15 protein-coding genes and 2 pseudogenes are annotated in these 14998 nt (G+C 62.4%); 11 read left to right on the plus strand and 6 right to left on the minus strand.

The genetic code is table 11. The features are described from left to right. Positions 1-364: 364 nt before the first annotated feature. The gene (locus QCBJ_RS13450; RefSeq protein WP_102061011.1) at positions 365-1444 is read right to left on the minus strand and encodes a hypothetical protein; all 1080 of its coding nucleotides are present in this window, start codon (positions 1442-1444) and stop codon (positions 365-367) included. Between the two features lie 158 nt (positions 1445-1602). Here QCBJ_RS13450 and QCBJ_RS13455 point away from each other — a divergent pair, with 158 nt between their 5' ends. From QCBJ_RS13455 to QCBJ_RS13470, 4 genes are read left to right on the plus strand one after another with little or no spacing between them, the layout of a single operon-like run. Further along, positions 1603-1905: a PepSY domain-containing protein gene (locus QCBJ_RS13455; protein WP_012723360.1), complete on the plus strand. Its 303-nt coding sequence runs from the start codon at positions 1603-1605 to the stop codon at positions 1903-1905. Then, entirely contained in the window at positions 1905-2216 is a 312-nt protein-coding gene (locus tag QCBJ_RS13460; protein ID WP_012723361.1) for a PepSY domain-containing protein, read from the plus strand. Before QCBJ_RS13455 ends, QCBJ_RS13460 begins: the two co-directional genes overlap by 1 nt. Next, positions 2216-2884: a response regulator transcription factor gene (locus QCBJ_RS13465; RefSeq protein WP_012723362.1), complete on the plus strand. Its 669-nt coding sequence runs from the start codon at positions 2216-2218 to the stop codon at positions 2882-2884. Before QCBJ_RS13460 ends, QCBJ_RS13465 begins: the two co-directional genes overlap by 1 nt. Continuing rightward, the gene (locus QCBJ_RS13470; protein ID WP_102061012.1) at positions 2881-4242 is read left to right on the plus strand and encodes a sensor histidine kinase; all 1362 of its coding nucleotides are present in this window, start codon (positions 2881-2883) and stop codon (positions 4240-4242) included. Before QCBJ_RS13465 ends, QCBJ_RS13470 begins: the two co-directional genes overlap by 4 nt. A 68-nt stretch (positions 4243-4310) precedes the next feature. Here QCBJ_RS13470 and QCBJ_RS30700 read toward each other — a convergent pair whose 3' ends face one another. Next, positions 4311-5066 carry a methyl-accepting chemotaxis protein gene (locus QCBJ_RS30700; RefSeq protein WP_371916673.1) on the minus strand — a complete coding sequence of 252 codons (756 nt, stop codon included), beginning with the start codon at positions 5064-5066 and terminating at the stop codon, positions 4311-4313. Between the two features lie 102 nt (positions 5067-5168). Further along, a pseudogene (locus QCBJ_RS30705) lies at positions 5169-6458 on the minus strand (HAMP domain-containing protein); the annotation flags it as partial. A gap of 229 nt (positions 6459-6687) precedes the next feature. Between QCBJ_RS30705 and QCBJ_RS13480 the strand changes: the two are divergent. The 4 genes and pseudogenes from QCBJ_RS13480 (at position 6688) to QCBJ_RS30390 (ending at position 10132) form a co-directional block, all read left to right on the plus strand. Continuing rightward, the gene (locus tag QCBJ_RS13480) at positions 6688-8007 is read left to right on the plus strand and encodes a Na+/H+ antiporter family protein (protein ID WP_162471077.1); all 1320 of its coding nucleotides are present in this window, start codon (positions 6688-6690) and stop codon (positions 8005-8007) included. Between the two features lie 214 nt (positions 8008-8221). Then, positions 8222-9043 (plus strand): annotated as a pseudogene (locus tag QCBJ_RS30710) (cache domain-containing protein); the annotation flags it as partial. A gap of 102 nt (positions 9044-9145) precedes the next feature. Then, positions 9146-9901 (plus strand): methyl-accepting chemotaxis protein, encoded by a 756-nt coding sequence (locus QCBJ_RS30715; protein ID WP_371914030.1) that lies wholly within the window; start codon positions 9146-9148, stop codon positions 9899-9901. Between the two features lie 102 nt (positions 9902-10003). Further along, positions 10004-10132, plus strand: a complete 129-nt coding sequence (locus QCBJ_RS30390) for a hypothetical protein (RefSeq protein WP_256581509.1) — start codon at positions 10004-10006, stop codon at positions 10130-10132. A gap of 54 nt (positions 10133-10186) precedes the next feature. Here QCBJ_RS30390 and yegQ read toward each other — a convergent pair whose 3' ends face one another. Continuing rightward, positions 10187-11500, minus strand: coding sequence for a tRNA 5-hydroxyuridine modification protein YegQ (gene yegQ, locus QCBJ_RS13490; RefSeq protein ID WP_102061015.1), 1314 nt, complete (start codon positions 11498-11500; stop codon positions 10187-10189). Positions 11501-11724: 224 nt separating this feature from the next. On the opposite strand from yegQ, the gene QCBJ_RS13495 reads away from it, so the two are divergent. The 3 genes from QCBJ_RS13495 to QCBJ_RS13505 all read left to right on the plus strand — a co-directional run bounded on the left by QCBJ_RS13495 (position 11725) and on the right by QCBJ_RS13505 (position 14395). After that, a complete protein-coding gene (locus tag QCBJ_RS13495; protein WP_012723368.1) occupies positions 11725-11988 on the plus strand; it encodes a DUF2790 domain-containing protein in 264 nt (87 codons plus the stop codon). A gap of 26 nt (positions 11989-12014) precedes the next feature. Beyond that, positions 12015-13223: a cytochrome c biogenesis protein DipZ gene (locus QCBJ_RS13500; RefSeq protein WP_102061016.1), complete on the plus strand. Its 1209-nt coding sequence runs from the start codon at positions 12015-12017 to the stop codon at positions 13221-13223. A 104-nt stretch (positions 13224-13327) separates the two neighbouring features. After that, a complete protein-coding gene (locus QCBJ_RS13505; RefSeq protein WP_012723370.1) occupies positions 13328-14395 on the plus strand; it encodes an AI-2E family transporter in 1068 nt (355 codons plus the stop codon). Positions 14396-14398: 3 nt separating this feature from the next. Here the strand turns inward: QCBJ_RS13505 and QCBJ_RS13510 are convergent, their stop codons facing one another. Both QCBJ_RS13510 and QCBJ_RS13515 read right to left on the minus strand, forming a co-directional pair. Further along, positions 14399-14581: a hypothetical protein gene (locus QCBJ_RS13510; RefSeq protein WP_012723371.1), complete on the minus strand. Its 183-nt coding sequence runs from the start codon at positions 14579-14581 to the stop codon at positions 14399-14401. A gap of 91 nt (positions 14582-14672) precedes the next feature. Next, positions 14673-14867: a hypothetical protein gene (locus QCBJ_RS13515; protein WP_010211349.1), complete on the minus strand. Its 195-nt coding sequence runs from the start codon at positions 14865-14867 to the stop codon at positions 14673-14675. Between the last annotated feature and the right edge of the window lie 131 nt (positions 14868-14998).

Raw genomic sequence — 14998 nt, forward strand, 5'->3', positions numbered from 1 at the left:
CGTTAGTTAGGTAACGGCTGCTATGGGTTCCGCTTTTACAGCGGCTCACTTTTGAAAAGCGCAAAAGTAAGCAAAACGCTCTTGCCCCAACACTCGGCACCTCGCTCACGCTCGGTGTGCCCGTAATCCGACAGGGATTTGGGGGGCCGCCGCCACGCGCCATCCATGGCGCGGGGCGGCTAAACCGGCATCCCTGCCGGTTTACCCCCCAAATCCCTGTCGAATTCCGGCCAGCGTGTTTCACGGGGCGCCTGAGATCAAAAGCTAGATCACGATCAAGAGCGGCTCGCTTCGCATCGTGGTTAGTGGTTGAGGGGCTGCACAGTTGTGTCGATAACGTTGGTTATCGCTGGTAAGCCGCCGTCTACAAGACTTGTAGTCTCTCGCCCAATCCGCCGTTATCCGCCAATGCCAGAAACTCATCCCCTAGCCGCCGGCTTTCGCTCATCGCTGTCTGCCAGTATTTGTTGCGGCTTGGGTCGTCGCCCATGAAGCGCTTGAAGTCGCTGCGGTCCGGGAGTTTGCCGTGGGGCAGACGGGCGAGGTAGTCCTTGGATGGCGCCAGCAGTAACACGTCCTGCAGGCCCTGTGGGTTGCTGCGCCGCCACGGCAGGCCCTTGTCGAACCAGCCGGGGATGACCCGGTCGGTGAAGTGCGGGTACAGCACGATGTCATCGCCGTGGTAGGGCAGGTCGAGGTGGTAGTCCAACAGGCCGCCGTCGCGGTAGGTGCCGGCGCCTGCGCCGGGCAGGTCGCGCACGCCTTGCATGACCATCGGGATTGAGCCCGATGCCAGCAGTGCCTGGCGCAGGTTGCCCAGTTCCAGGGCCAGGAAGCGCGAGGGGAAATCCTTTAGCGGGTGCACGGGCGGGGCCTGGCGCGGGTCGTGGATGATCAGCCGTTCGAAGTGCCGCGACAGCCGCGCGCGGCCGCGCAGGTTGTCGGCGATTACTGAGGACAGGCCCAGCCCGAGGCGCCCACGGTGGTCATCGGCAAGCAGGCCATGGCTCTTGACCACCATGATGTTGAGGCGGTAGTCCGGGTTGTCCAGCACCCGTGCATCGCGGCCGGCCAGCAGGTCGTCGAGCATGCGCCGGCAGCTGTGGCTGACTTCGGCCATGGTCACGCCTTTGGCAAAGCGCTGTTCGTTATATAAGCGGCCAAGGTCCAGCAGGCCTTGCACCGGGTCGGGCAGGCAGGCGCTGGCAAACCGCCAGGAACCGATGGACGCGCCGATCAGCGCCCGCTCGCGTGGTGCGCGGGGCAGCCAGTCGCCGAACAGCGCCAGGTCCAGGCCCTGGATGCCCAGCGCCTTGGGGCCACCGGCCGCGCCGGGCAGGATGCCGACATCGGCAGGCTTGAGGCCTTGCTCGCGAATCCGGGCAAAGGCGCGTTTGCCGGCCTTGAGGGTCAGGGCGGGAAACTTGATGTGGATGGCTGTCATACCGGTCTCTGTTGAAGCGAGCGGGGCAGTATAGAAAATCTCGCGGGATGAGGGAAAAAGGCCTGGGCTGGAATTGCCATGGTGGCAATTCAGTTTCAGTTAAGTTGCAGCGCGTACGGTGGCTGGCGTAGGAAAACATCCTGTAACGGAGACTTATCATGAAGCGCCTCACCGCTCTGGTTGCCGCCGGTATCATCGCTCTCACGGCGACCCAGGCCCGAGCCGTGGACCCCGACAAGCCACTGAAAGTGCCGGCCACTGTTACTATTGTCGCCTTTGACCAACTGGAAGCGGCGGCCCTGGCCCTGCACCCCGGTTCAACACTGCTGGATACCGACCTGGACGAGGCCTATGGCAAGTACGTCTACGAGGTCGAATTGGAAGATGCCCACGGCATCGAATGGGATGTTGAATTGGACGCGCTCACCGGGCAGGTTCTCAAGAATCATCAGGATACGTAATGAAGGTAAATTTACGCGCCGGCAGTCGCGTGGCGCTGGTGCTCATGGCATTTTGCTCCAGCTTGGCGGCCCGCGACCTCAATCAGGATGAAGCCTTGGCACTGCGCCAGCAGGGAATAATCCTGCCGCTCGAACAGCTGTTGCATCAGGCCATGGCGCGCTATCCCGGCTCACGCCTGCTGGAAGCCGAGCTGGAAAAGAAACACGGGCAATATGCCTATGAAGTGGAACTGGTGACCACCGACGGTGTGGTGCGCGAGATCAAGCTGGACGCGAGCACCGGTGTGCTGATCAAAGACGAGGAAGACTGATGCGCCTGCTGCTGGTGGAAGACAACGTACCCTTGGCCGATGAACTGTTGGCTGGCCTCCAACGCCAGGGCTATGCCGTCGATTGGCTGGCCGACGGGCGCGATGCCGTTTACCAGGGGCGAAGCGAGCCCTACGACCTGATCATTCTCGACCTTGGCCTGCCCGGCCTGCCTGGACTCGAGGTGCTGGCACAGTGGCGTGCCGCCGCGTTGGCAATCCCGGTGCTGATTCTCACCGCCCGCGATTCCTGGGCCGAGCGCATCGAAGGGCTCAAGGCCGGCGCGGACGATTACCTGGCCAAACCCTTTCACCCTGAAGAGTTATACCTGCGTATCCAGGCGTTGTTGCGCCGTTCCCATGGCCAAACTAACCAGCCCACGTTGCAAGCCGCCGGCCTGCACTTGGATGAAGGCCGCCAGTGCGTGTTGCGCGATGGCGCCGAGATCCAGCTGACCGCCGCCGAATTCCGCCTGTTGCGCTATTTCATGCTGCACCCCGAACAGATCCTGTCGAAAAGCCACCTGGCCGAGCACCTGTACGATGGCGAGACCGAGCGGGATTCCAATGTGCTGGAAGTGCACGTCAATCACCTGCGCCGCAAGCTGGGCCGCAGCGTGATCGAGACCCGGCGCGGCCAGGGTTACCGGTTTGGCGCCAACCCTGCATGAGGTCGATCCAGCGGCGCCTGAGCCTTGGCCTTATCAGTGTGATGGTGATCGTCGGCGTGGTGCTGGCGCAGACCAGCCTGTGGTTGTTCGAAGCCGGTTTGCAGCGCTACCTGGAAGCCGGTCTGCGCAACGATGCCGAAAACCTGCTGGTGGCTCTGGTGCGCGGACCCAACGGCGTGCAGCTGGATGAACAACGCCTGTCGCCGGCCTATCAGCGGCCGTTTTCCGGGCACTACTTCCGCATCGATTTTGCCGAGACCCACTGGCGCTCCCGCTCCTTATGGGACCAGGAACTGCCGCGCCTGCCCGAGATCGGGCTCAAGGGCAATCTGCAACTGGGCCCGGAAGGCCAGCAATTGCTGGTGTTGCGTTCGGACTACAAACGCTTCGGCCAGTCGATTTCCATCAGCGTGGCCCAGGACTACACCCCGGTGCGTGAAAGCTTCCGCCTGATGCGTCAGATCGGCCTGGTGCTGGGGTTGGCGGCGCTGCTGCTGGTGTTGGTCCTGCAGCGGGTCACCGTACGCCGCGCATTGCGCCCGCTGGAAACCGCCCGCAACCAGATCGCCCAACTGCAGCAGGGCCAACGTTCGCAGCTCGACACCCAGGTACCGCTGGAGCTGGAGCCGTTGGTGGCGCAGATCAACCACTTGCTGGCCCACACCGAAGACAGCCTCAAGCGCTCGCGCAATGCCCTCGGCAACCTTGGCCACGCGCTCAAAACCCCGTTGGCAGTGCTGTTGAGTGCGGCATCGAGCGAGGCGCTCAAAGATCGTCCTGAGGTGAGCAAACTGTTGCGTGACCAGTTGGAGCAGGTGCAACAACGCCTCAACCGCGAACTCAACCGCGCCCGCCTGGCGGGTGAAACCCTGCCCGGTGCGTTGTTCGATTGCGATAAAGAACTGCCTGGCCTGCTCGCCACCCTGACCATGATCCACGGCGAGCACCTGGACCTCAGCTACCACGCTGCGCCCGGCCTGCAGTTGCCCTGGGACCGTGAAGATCTGTTGGAACTGCTCGGCAATCTGTTGGACAACGCCTGCAAATGGGCGGACGCCGATGTGCGCCTGAGCATCATCGAGACTGAGCACAGCTACCGGTTGGCGGTGGAAGATGACGGTCCCGGCATCCCCGAAGCGCAGCGTGACCAGGTGTTCAGCCGTGGCGCGCGCCTGGATGAACAGATAGACGGCCACGGCCTTGGGTTGGGGATCGTGCGGGACATTGTCGAGGTGTGGGGCGGGGTGTTGCAGTTGCACGAAAGTGAGTTGGGTGGGCTGAAAGTGCTGATCGAATTACCCCGTGGGAGGGGGCTTGCTCCCGATGTCGGTGTGTCAGCCAACGCCTCTATCGACTGATTCATCGCTATCGGGAGCAAGCCCCCTCCCACTGTTGATCTGCGTCAGGTCAGGTGGCGTGCAGTCGCTCAGACGCGGAACTGGTCCATTAACCCCTGTTGTTGATTCGCCAGGCTGTTCAACGCCTGGCTCACCCTGGCCGACTCATTCGCCTGCTCCGACAGCGACTCGGTCACATCGCGAATGGTCGCCACGTTGCTGTTGATCTCCTCGGCCACCGCGCTTTGTTCTTCGGCGGCGCTGGCGATTTGCAGGTTCATGTCGCTGATCACTGTGACCGCATCGCCAATCTGACGCAGGGCAGTCACGGCCTCGCCGACTTGTTCGACGCTGCCCTGGGCCTGGCGATAGCTGTTACCCATGGCGCCGACGACATCGACGGTGCCGCTTTGCAACTGCTCGATCACCAGGCGGGTTTCTTCCACCGATTCCTGGGTGCGTTGCGCCAGGTTGCGCACTTCGTCGGCCACCACCGCAAAGCCACGGCCGGCCTCACCGGCGCGGGCGGCTTCGATGGCGGCGTTGAGGGCCAGCAGGTTGGTCTGCTCGGCGATGCCGCGAATCACTTCCAGCACCGAACCGATCTTCTCGCTATTGGCGGCCAGGCCTTCGACTTGGGCCATGGCGGTGCTCATGTCCGCCGCCAGGTGGCCGATGTTGGCGGTGGTGCGGTCGATCACGGTCAGGCCGTCGCGGGTCGCCTGGTCGGCTTCGCGGGCCGCTTGCGCCGCCTGCGCCGCGCTGCGCGCCACGTCCTGGGCGGTGGCGCTCATTTCGTGGGAGGCGGTGGCCACCTGATCGACCTGGCGGTACTGCTGTTCCATGCCAGCGCTGGTTTGCGTGGCAATGGCGGCGGACTGGTCGGCGGTGCCGCGGGCGTCCTGCACCGAGCGTTTCACCTCGGCGATGATCGGTTGCAGCTTGTCGAGGAAACGGTTGAACCAGCCGGCCAGTTGGCCCAGCTCATCCTGTTTGTCGTAGGCCAGGCGGCGAGTCAGGTCGCCTTCGCCGCTGGCGATGTCTTCGAGCATGTGTGCCACGCCGAGGATCGGCCGGGTCACACTGCGCGCCATCAGCCACACCAGGATCAGGCCGACCACGGCTGCAATCAGGCCCAGGCTCAGTTCCAGCAGGGTGCCCTTGGCATTGTCGGCATCCAGTTGGGCTTTCAGCGCTTCGGCGGGGGCCACCAGGACGTTCTCCGGCACGTCCAGCAACACGCCCCACGGTTTGCCCTCCGGAATCGGCGCGAACGGTGCCAGTACCTTGAGCTGATGGTCGCTGCGCAGGCTGCGGATCTGTGTACTGCCGGTCAGGGCGCTGATCAACTGCGCACCGTTGGTGGTGTCGACCTGGTCCAGGCGCTGGCTGAGTTTGCTCGCGTCCGGACTGTAGCCGGCGAGCAAGCCGGTGGGGCTGAGGATGCTGACTTGGGTCTGACCGTCATACAACTTCTGGCTGGCCTGTTGGCTCACGGCCTGCAGGCTGTTGAGGTTGATGTCCACCGACAACGAAGCGATGACGTTGCCATTGACCATCAGCGGGAAGACGATGCTGGTCATCAGCACGTTTTGCCCATCGATCTTGTAGAAGTAGGGCTCGATCACGCAGGGTTTGAGGGTCGTACGCGGGCAGGTGAACCAGGCGTTGGCCTTCTCGCCGCTGGGGCTGAGCTGGGTATTGGACATGTCGCTTTCCGGCAACGCCATCGAGGTCAGCTTGCCCGGCGTCGGTTGCGACCAGTACAGGGCGAAGCGGCCCTTGTCATTACTGCCCAGTTCGGCCTGGCCGGCGAATAACTCATCCTTGCCGTCCAGGGCATTGGCTTCGAACACCAGGGATAAACCGAGCAAGTCCGGGTTGGCCTGCAGGGCGGCCTTGACCTGGCGGGTCAGGTCTTCACGGGTGTCGAAGGCGTCGAGGAAGCGCTTTTCAGCCTGCTCACGCAAAAACAGCACCTGGCGGGAAAAACCGTGGCCGTATTGGTAGGCGTCCATGAATTGGCGACGAATGCCCAATGCTTGCACTTCACCCTGCGCCTCGATGCGCGCCTGGGCGGCTTCATCCAGCATCTGCATGCTGGAGGCTTTGACCTGCTGAGAGCTCTGCGCCATGCGATACAACGAAAGACCCACCAGCAGGGTCACGATCCCCAGCAGGCACAGGCCAGCGAGCAGGGTGATTTTCCATTGAATGGAGAGCTGCCTAAGCGACATCGGAAATCCTTAACCTAAAATACAAACAGAGGCTCTGTATCGGCGGTTTCAGAGGTTTCTTTATTAAAACAGTCATCCTCACCACAGGTTTTTTGACATGCGGGCCCACCTGCTGCAAAGTGCGCGCCCTCTAATAAGACCTCCTTCAAGCCTGCACGCTGGCTGCCATCCGATGGCCGCCTGGGCGCGGGCATGCCTGTTTTTTATGTTTCTGCTTGAGGTAACCATGATTAACGCAGTCATTGCCGCGGTCGGCACCATGCTGGTGCTCAGCCTGTCCCGCGTGCATGTGGTCATCGCCATCATCGTCGGTGCCCTGGTCGGTGGCCTTACCGGTGGCCTGGGTATCGACGCCACGCTCAAAGCCTTCAATGGCGGCTTGGGCGGTGGTGCAACTGTGGCGTTGTCCTACGCCTTGCTCGGCGCTTTCGCCGTGGCGATTGCCAAATCCGGCCTGGCCCACGCCCTGGCCGACAAGGCGCTGCTGCTGGTCGACCGCCAGGAAGCCACCGGCGGCAGTCACGTCAAATGGCTGTTGATTGGCCTGCTGTGGGTGGTGGCGATTGCCTCGCAGAACATCCTGCCGATCCATATCGCGTTCATCCCGCTGTTGGTGCCGCCGCTGCTCTACGTGCTGACCAAGCTGCAACTGGACCGCCGCCTGATCGCCTGTGTGATGACCTTCGGCCTGATCACGCCCTACATGTTCCTGCCGGTGGGCTTCGGCAATATCTTCCTCAACCAGATCCTGCTGGCCAACGTGGCCAAGAGCGGGGTGGATATCAGCCAAGTCAACGTCACTCACGCCATGAGCCTGCCGGCGCTGGGCATGGTGGTTGGCCTGCTGGTGGCGGTGTTTGTCAGCTACCGCAAAAAGCGCGTGTACGACTTGGAGAAAATCGAGCGGGTCGAACAGGTCGCGGTGCAATACAACCCGCTGACCCTGCTGGTGGCCGGCGTGGCGATTGCCTCGGCGTTCATCATCCAACTGTGGCTGGACTCGATGATCATCGGCGCCCTGGCCGGGTTTTTGATCTTCTCGGTGTCGGGCATCGTGCGCTGGCGCGACACCGACGACCTGTTCACCGAAGGCATGAAGATGATGGCGATGATCGGCTTCATCATGATTGCCTCGTCGGGTTTCGCCGAAGTGCTCAAAGCCACCGGTGACGTGCGTTCGCTGGTGGAAACCTCGGCAGCGTTCATCGGCCATAGCCGTGGGGTGGGCGCGCTGCTGATGTTGCTGGTGGGTTTGCTGGTGACCATGGGCATCGGTTCGTCGTTTTCCACGGTGCCGATCCTGGCGGCGATTTTTGTGCCGCTGTGCGTGCAACTGGGCTTCAGCCCGGTGGCCATCGTGTGCATCGTCGGCACGGCGGGTGCCTTGGGCGACGCTGGCTCACCGGCCTCGGACTCCACCCTCGGCCCCACCTCCGGCCTGAACATCGACGGCCAGCACCACCACATCTGGGACACCGTGGTGCCGACGTTCCTGCACTACAACCTCCCATTGCTGGCGTTCGGCTGGCTGGCGGCAATGACCCTCTGACCCTCTGACTTGTAGTGAGCGGGCTTGTCGAATCGTCGCACCGCCCGCGCTGGGGGGCGAAGCCGCCCCAAATAGATCCATCCCATTTTCTCAGGGAGACATCAGTGCCTGGTTTGGGGCGGCTTCGCCCCCCAGCGCGCGGCAAGCCCGCTCACTACAGATATCTCTTGTGCGGCCGATAGCTTTTCAAGTCGCCTAATAAGAGAGAAAAGCCATGCGTCTGAGCCTCAAGGCCAAAGTCCTTTCACTCGCCGTAGTGCCGGTGTTGCTGTTCGCCGTGGTCATCAGCCTGACCACCGTCTGGATCCTGCAGGGTCAGGCGCGCAACGAGGTGGAGGAAACCCGCCAGCGCCTGCTCAACGATGCCAAGGCCACTCTGCAAAGTTATGTCGAAGTGGCCATGACCACCATCAAACCGCTCTACGACGCGGCCGCCCCCGGTGATACCGCCGCGCGTGCCGAGGTGGTCAAGCTGCTGTCCAACACCCGCTACGGCAAAGATGGCTACTTCTTCGGCTACGACTCCGAGACCGTTCGCCTGTTCAAGGGCAACAGCCCCGACGGCGTCGGCAAGAGTTTCAAGGACAACCGCGACCCCAATGGCGTGTACGTCAACCGTGACTTGGTCAAGGTCGGCAAGGACGGCACCCACTACCTGCAATACAGTTCGACCCAGCCGGGGCAGACCGAACTGGTGCCGAAGATGGGCTACACCGAATACCTGCCCAAATGGGACATGGTCATTGGTACGTCGGTGAACCTGGATGGCATCGAGGCCCAGGTCGCCGTGGTCGAAGCCAAGGTTGAGAAACGCATGGAAGGCGTGCTGCTGAGCATTCTCGGCGTGGCCGTGGTGGTGCTGTTGGTGATCGCGGCCGTCGGTATGGTCATGGCCAATACCATCCTGCGCCCGCTGCACCTGATGAAAGCCAACCTCGACGATATCGCCGCCGGAGAGGGCGACCTGACCCGCCGCTTGGCCATCACCAGCCAGGATGAGCTGGGCGATCTGGCGGGCGCGTTCAACCGTTTTGTCGACAAGATCCACGGCCTGGTGCGCCAGATCACCGAGATGACCACCCAACTCACCGGCCTGGTCAGCCAGGTTTCCGACCAGGCCCAGCGCTCCGAGCAGGCCATGGAGCGCCAGCGCCACGAGACCGACCAGGTCGCCACCGCGATCAACCAGATGTCGTCCGCCGCGCAAGAAGTGGCGCGCAGCGCCCAAGGCGCTTCGGTGGCCGCCCAGCAAACCGATGCCGAAGGCCAGGCCGCCAAGCGCGTGGTAGACGGCAGCATCGCGCAGATCCATGCGCTGGTGAACGACATCCGCAGCAGCGGCGTGTCCCTCGACAGCTTGCAGCAGGACGTGTCCTCCATCGTCAGTGTGCTCAGCGTGATCCGCTCTATTGCTGAACAGACCAACCTGCTGGCGCTTAACGCCGCGATCGAGGCCGCACGGGCAGGGGAGGCCGGGCGTGGTTTTGCGGTGGTGGCGGATGAAGTGCGCGCGCTGGCCAGCCGCACGCAGACCAGCACCCAGGAAATCCAGGGCATGATCGACCGCCTGCAAAAAGGCACCGAAGCCGCCGTGGACGCCATGCGTCGTTCCAGCGATGCTGGCGACGGCACCTCGGCCAAGGCCAACGAAGCCGGGGCGTCCCTGGACACCATGGCGCAGTTGATCGGCACCATCAATTCGATGAACGCGCAGATCGCCAGCGCCGCCGAAGAGCAGACCGCCGTGGCCGAAGAGATCAATCGCAGCGTGCATCAGATCGCCGTGGCGGTCGACAGCGTCGCCGATGAGACCCAACTGGGTGCCCAGACCTCGCGCAGCCTGGCGGATCTGGGTCAGCGTTTGGGGCAACTGGTCGGCCAGTTCAGGATCTGATCAGCCCTAGCTTCAGCGTATGTTGGCCTAACGTTAATACGAATATACCTATCACCGCCCCTCAGTGAGACGTGAGCCCTTACCACAACAGGGGCTCATCTCATGTCACTTGCCGACCTTGCCGAGCCGCTTCAACGCCTGGCTGAACTCGACACCCACACGCTTTCCGATGCACTGGATTTCCTGCAACTGCCTGGCGCCGTACCTGCGGATCGCCTACGCCTTGGATGAGGATTCGTTGCGCCAAGCCTGCGCGGCGATCCACCGGTTCTGCGCGGCGACCCGTTAGACGTCGCGCATCAGCAAACCAAAGCGCACGTCCATCTCGGCCGGAAGCGGCACATACACCGTGTGCCCATCCCCCGGCGCCACGTCGATGGCCTCGCCCTTGAGGTTGTGCAAGGTGGCCAGGTCAAAGTGAAAGTTCCCGGCGGGCGTCATCAATTCCAGATGATTGCCCACGGCAAAACGGTTCTTCACCTTGACCTCGGCCAACTCGCCCCGACGCTCGCCGGTCAGCTCCCCGACGAATTGCTGGCGCTCCGACACCGAACTGCCGTTCTGGTAGTTCTGGTATTCGTCGTGCACATGGCGGCGCAGGAAGCCTTCGGTGTAGCCGCGCTGGGCCAGGGATTCGAGGTCGGTCATCAGGTGGCGGTCGAAAGCGCGACCGGCTACCGCATCGTCGATCGCCTGGCGATACACCTGGGTGGTGCGCGCGCAGTAGAAGTGCGATTTGGTGCGGCCCTCGATCTTCAGCGAATGCACGCCCATGTGGGTCAGGCGCTCCACATGCTGCACGGCGCGCAGGTCCTTGGCGTTCATGATGTAGGTGCCGTGCTCGTCTTCGAAGGCGGGCATCTGTTCATCAGGGCGGTTGGCTTCTTGCAGCAGGAAGACGTGGTCGGTGGGCGCGCCTATGCCCAGCGTGGGCTGACATTCCTGGACGATATCGCCCGTGGCGTTTTCCACCGCTGGGGTCGCCTGGTACTTCCAGCGACAGGCGTTGGTGCAGGTGCCCTGGTTGGCATCGCGCTTGTTCATATAGCCCGAGAGCAGGCAGCGCCCGGAATAAGCCATGCACAGGGCGCCGTGTACAAACACTTCCAGCTCCATGGCCGGTACTTGCTGGCGAATCTCGTCGATTTCTTCCAGGGACAATTCCCGTGACAGGATCACCCGGCAGATCCCTTGCTGCTGCCAGAACTCCACGCTCGCCCAGTTGACCGTATTGGCCTGCACCGACAAATGGATAGGCACCTGCGGGAAGTGCCGGCGCACCAGCATGATCAGCCCCGGATCGGACATGATCAGTGCATCCGGGCCCATGGCGATCACCGGGGCCAGGTCCTTGAGGAAGGTCTTCAACTTGGCGTTGTGGGGTGCGATGTTGACCACCACGTAGAAACGCTTGCCCAGGGCGTGGGCTTCCTGGATGCCGAGGGCCAGGTTGGCGTGGTCGAACTCGTTGTTGCGTACCCGCAGGCTGTAGCGCGGCTGGCCGGCGTACACCGCATCGGCGCCATAGGCGAAGGCGTAGCGCATGTTTTTCAGGGTGCCGGCGGGGGCGAGCAATTCGGGAGCGAGGATGGGAGGCATGGGCACGGGTCGCAAAAGGTCGCGAAGGTAGCCGAGCGGCAGCGGCGGTTTATTGATCCAAGTCGTCCTTTGGGCTTTTTGTATCGCTGTGTATCGACGGGCGGCGTGGATACGTGGGGATTTACACGCACGGGTTTTCGACACAGGCGCGATACCTGCGGGCCTTCTAATGGATTCCAGCGAGGCACACCGCCTCTCGTCATCGAACCCTGGAGCCTAACGCCATGAACACCAACGCCATGTACGCCGCCTGCCTGTGTGCTGCCCTGAATGTCTGCACCTTGTCGGCCCGCGCCGAAGCCAGCGTCACTGCGCACACCTACGACTACAGCACTCACTTGGACATCAAGCAGGTAGTGTCCATGACTCAGGATCCCACGCCAGCCTGCGGCGTGGTCAATGCGCGCATGACCTACCTGGACTCCCACGACAGGACCCAGGTGCTGGACTACCTCAAGTTCGGCGACGGTTGCATCGGCGATAACTGATTGCTTGCGGCCATAAGGTGAACATCATGCTACTGATCGCATTCCTGGGCGGCATCCTGACCGTCCTCAGCCCTTGTATCCTGCCGGTGGTGCCGTTTCTGTTCGTCGGGGTTGGTCGAGCCCGCCGTTCGATCCTGCTGACGCTTGGCGGCATGGTCCTGACCTTCGCGCTGGTGTCCAGCCTGGCGGTGACCAGCAGTGAGTGGGTGGCACAGGCCAGTAATACCGGCCGCCAAGGGGCGCTGATGGTGATGGTGCTGTTTGCGCTGTCGTTGATCTCGGCGCGGGTTGGCGCCTGGTTGGCGCGGCCGTTCGTGCTGTTGGGCAACCGCATTGACCCCGACCACCGTGCACAGTCCGGCCCGCTCAAATCGCTGTTGATCGGCGTCGCCACCGGCTTGCTGTGGGCGCCGTGTGCCGGACCGATCCTGGGCGTCATCCTGACCGGCGCGATGCTGCAAGGCGCGAATGCGCAGACCAGCGTGTTGCTGGTGGCATATGGTTTGGGCAGCGCGTTGTCGCTGGGCACCTTGATCGTTGCGGGACGCGGCCTGGTCAACCGGCTCAGGGCCTCGATTCCGGTCACCGGCTGGCTGCGCCGTGGGGCAGGGGTGGCGGTACTGGCGGCGGCGGTGGTGATGTCCACCGGGGCCGACAAAACCCTGCTCGCGGGTACGTCGTCCGAAGGCGTCAGTAGCTTGGAAAAAGGCGTGCTGGAACAGGTTCCCAAGGGGGTGGATGACCGGGTGAGCAAGGTCAAGGCCGTTCCGGTACCGGCTAACGCGCAGGGCGCGATGCCGTCGCTGTCCGGCGCGGTCGAGTGGCTCAACTCACCCGAACTCACGCGCGAATCCTTGAAGGGCAAAGTGGTGCTGGTGGATTTCTGGACCTACGACTGCATCAACTGCCAGCACACGCTGCCCTATGTGAAGCAATGGGCGCAGAAGTATGGGCAGCAGGGCTTGGTGGTGATCGGCGTGCACACCCCGGAATACGGCTACGAGCGCATCCTCAGCAACGTCAAGGACCAGGTGCGCAAGCTGGGTATCACTTACCCGGTGGCTGTCGACAACCACTACGCGATCTGGCGCAGCTTCGACAACCAGTACTGGCCCGCCCATTACCTGTTCGACGCCGACGGGCAACTGCGTTACACCCACTTTGGCGAAGGTCGTTATGAGGTTCAGGAACAGATGATCCAGGCGTTATTGGACGAAGCTAAAGCACTCAAGTGAGGCGGTCTATGCTTGTTCGATAACCCAGGGGCACTCCCAGGTTTCGCTGCGGACTAAGCAACGGGGCCTACACGGGGCTGCTGCTTTTCTGACATGGATCGGACATGAATCAAACCAACCTGCAATTCAAAACCCTGCTGTTGCTCCTGGGCCTGGTGACCATCGCCTTCATCTGGATATTGCTGCCGTTCTATGGAGCAGTGTTCTGGGCGGTGATCCTCGGCATCATCTTTGCCCCGATGCAGCGTCGCCTGCAGCAGCGCTTTGGCTGGAACCGCAACTTCACCTCCCTGGCGACCTTGAGTGCCTGCCTGATCATCGCGATCCTGCCGGTGATCATCACCAGTGCCTTGCTGGTGCAAGAGGGCGCGACGCTTTATAAAAATGTGGAAAGCGGCAAGCTGGACGTGGCGGGGTATATCGAGCAGTTCAAGAACGTGCTGCCGCCGTACTTCCAGCACCTGCTCGACCGCTTTGGCATGGGGAACCTGGAAGGCTTGCGGGAGAAAATCGTCAAGAGCGCAATGCAAGGCAGCCAGTTCTTTGCGACCCAGGCGTTCAGCTTCGGCCAGGGCACGTTTGATTTCCTGGTGAGCTTTTTCATCATGCTGTATCTGCTGTTCTTCCTGCTGCGCGATGGCCCGGAGCTGGTGCGCAAGGTGCGCACGGCGGTGCCGTTGGCCGAGCCGCAGAAGCGCCGGTTGCAACTCAAGTTCAATCGGGTGGTGCGTGCCACGGTCAAGGGCAACGTGCTGGTGGCCGTGACCCAGGGCGCGCTGGGCGGGTTGATCTTCTGGTTCCTGGATATCCCCAGTGCGTTGCTTTGGGCGGTGCTGATGGCGTTTTTGTCGTTGCTGCCGGCGGTGGGCGCCGGGATTGTGTGGGGGCCGGTGGCCGCTTACTTCCTGTTGAGCGGTTCGATCTGGCAGGGCGTCGTGCTGGCGCTGTTTGGCGTGTTTGTGATCGGCCTGGTGGACAACGTGCTGCGCCCGATCCTGGTGGGCAAGGACACCAAGATGCCGGACTACCTGATCCTCATCTCGACCCTGGGCGGCCTGTCTGTGTTTGGCTTGAACGGCTTTGTCATCGGGCCGCTGGTGGCGGCGCTGTTCATGTCCAGCTGGGCGTTGTTTGTGGAAAGCAAGCCGCGAGTCAAATTGCCACTACCTTAAACCTCAGGCATGCAGCCTGAAGGTCGAGGCTTGTTGCAGCTGTTTTTCGGCTGCCGACAAGGACGTGAGCGGGCCGCTGATGGCCTCGCCATCGCGAACTACGTACCAGCACGCGAGCAAACCCAGCTCCCGAAGTGGGGCGGGGACGGCGCTGCCGATGACGGACATGATCTGAACAGTGGGCATAAGGACCTCCAATCGCTATGGGGGTCACCTTACGGGGCTGGGCGGCCGAGGAAAAATCACCTGGCTCGATAGTCGACATCGACGCGAGGCGTCAGTCCACGACCTGGTCGAGCATGTTCACCACTTCCTGCTCGCTGAGCAGGCCTTTGCGCACCAGGTTTTCCGCCAGCAGCGCGAGGAACTTGGCGCTGCGGTGGCCTTCCAGGTGCTTGAGCTCGGTGAGGGCGCTGTAGACCTTGCTGGATGTACAAAGGCCGGCGGTGCGGTGTGGGTTTTGCGTGGGCATGGTCAGTCGTCCTTGTTGTTATTGGGTGGACAGAATCGATAGTGGAAGTACGTCGTGACATAAACATGACAGCGCGAGGCCCGTTCGGGCAAGTAGACATTCAATGTCGATGATGTGCGAATACGCGCCTG

Source organism: Pseudomonas sp. QC2, assembly GCF_002859085.1.
Classification (GTDB): Bacteria; Pseudomonadota; Gammaproteobacteria; order Pseudomonadales; family Pseudomonadaceae; genus Aquipseudomonas; species Aquipseudomonas petroselini.

Bases quoted from the DNA above. Each gene is read 5' to 3' on its own strand.
- QCBJ_RS13450 (WP_102061011.1), bottom strand. From the start codon at position 1,444: ATGACAGCCATCCACATCAAGTTTCCCGCCCTGACCCTCAAGGCCGGC.
- QCBJ_RS13455 (WP_012723360.1), top strand. From the start codon at position 1,603: ATGAAGCGCCTCACCGCTCTGGTTGCCGCCGGTATCATCGCTCTCACG.
- QCBJ_RS13460 (WP_012723361.1), top strand. From the start codon at position 1,905: ATGAAGGTAAATTTACGCGCCGGCAGTCGCGTGGCGCTGGTGCTCATG.
- QCBJ_RS13465 (WP_012723362.1), top strand. From the start codon at position 2,216: ATGCGCCTGCTGCTGGTGGAAGACAACGTACCCTTGGCCGATGAACTG.
- QCBJ_RS13470 (WP_102061012.1), top strand. From the start codon at position 2,881: ATGAGGTCGATCCAGCGGCGCCTGAGCCTTGGCCTTATCAGTGTGATG.
- QCBJ_RS30700 (WP_371916673.1), bottom strand. From the start codon at position 5,066: ATGGAACAGCAGTACCGCCAGGTCGATCAGGTGGCCACCGCCTCCCAC.
- QCBJ_RS30715 (WP_371914030.1), top strand. From the start codon at position 9,146: ATGGAGCGCCAGCGCCACGAGACCGACCAGGTCGCCACCGCGATCAAC.
- QCBJ_RS30390 (WP_256581509.1), top strand. From the start codon at position 10,004: ATGTCACTTGCCGACCTTGCCGAGCCGCTTCAACGCCTGGCTGAACTC.
- yegQ (WP_102061015.1), bottom strand. From the start codon at position 11,500: ATGCCTCCCATCCTCGCTCCCGAATTGCTCGCCCCCGCCGGCACCCTG.
- QCBJ_RS13495 (WP_012723368.1), top strand. From the start codon at position 11,725: ATGAACACCAACGCCATGTACGCCGCCTGCCTGTGTGCTGCCCTGAAT.
- QCBJ_RS13500 (WP_102061016.1), top strand. From the start codon at position 12,015: ATGCTACTGATCGCATTCCTGGGCGGCATCCTGACCGTCCTCAGCCCT.
- QCBJ_RS13505 (WP_012723370.1), top strand. From the start codon at position 13,328: ATGAATCAAACCAACCTGCAATTCAAAACCCTGCTGTTGCTCCTGGGC.
- QCBJ_RS13510 (WP_012723371.1), bottom strand. From the start codon at position 14,581: ATGCCCACTGTTCAGATCATGTCCGTCATCGGCAGCGCCGTCCCCGCC.
- QCBJ_RS13515 (WP_010211349.1), bottom strand. From the start codon at position 14,867: ATGCCCACGCAAAACCCACACCGCACCGCCGGCCTTTGTACATCCAGC.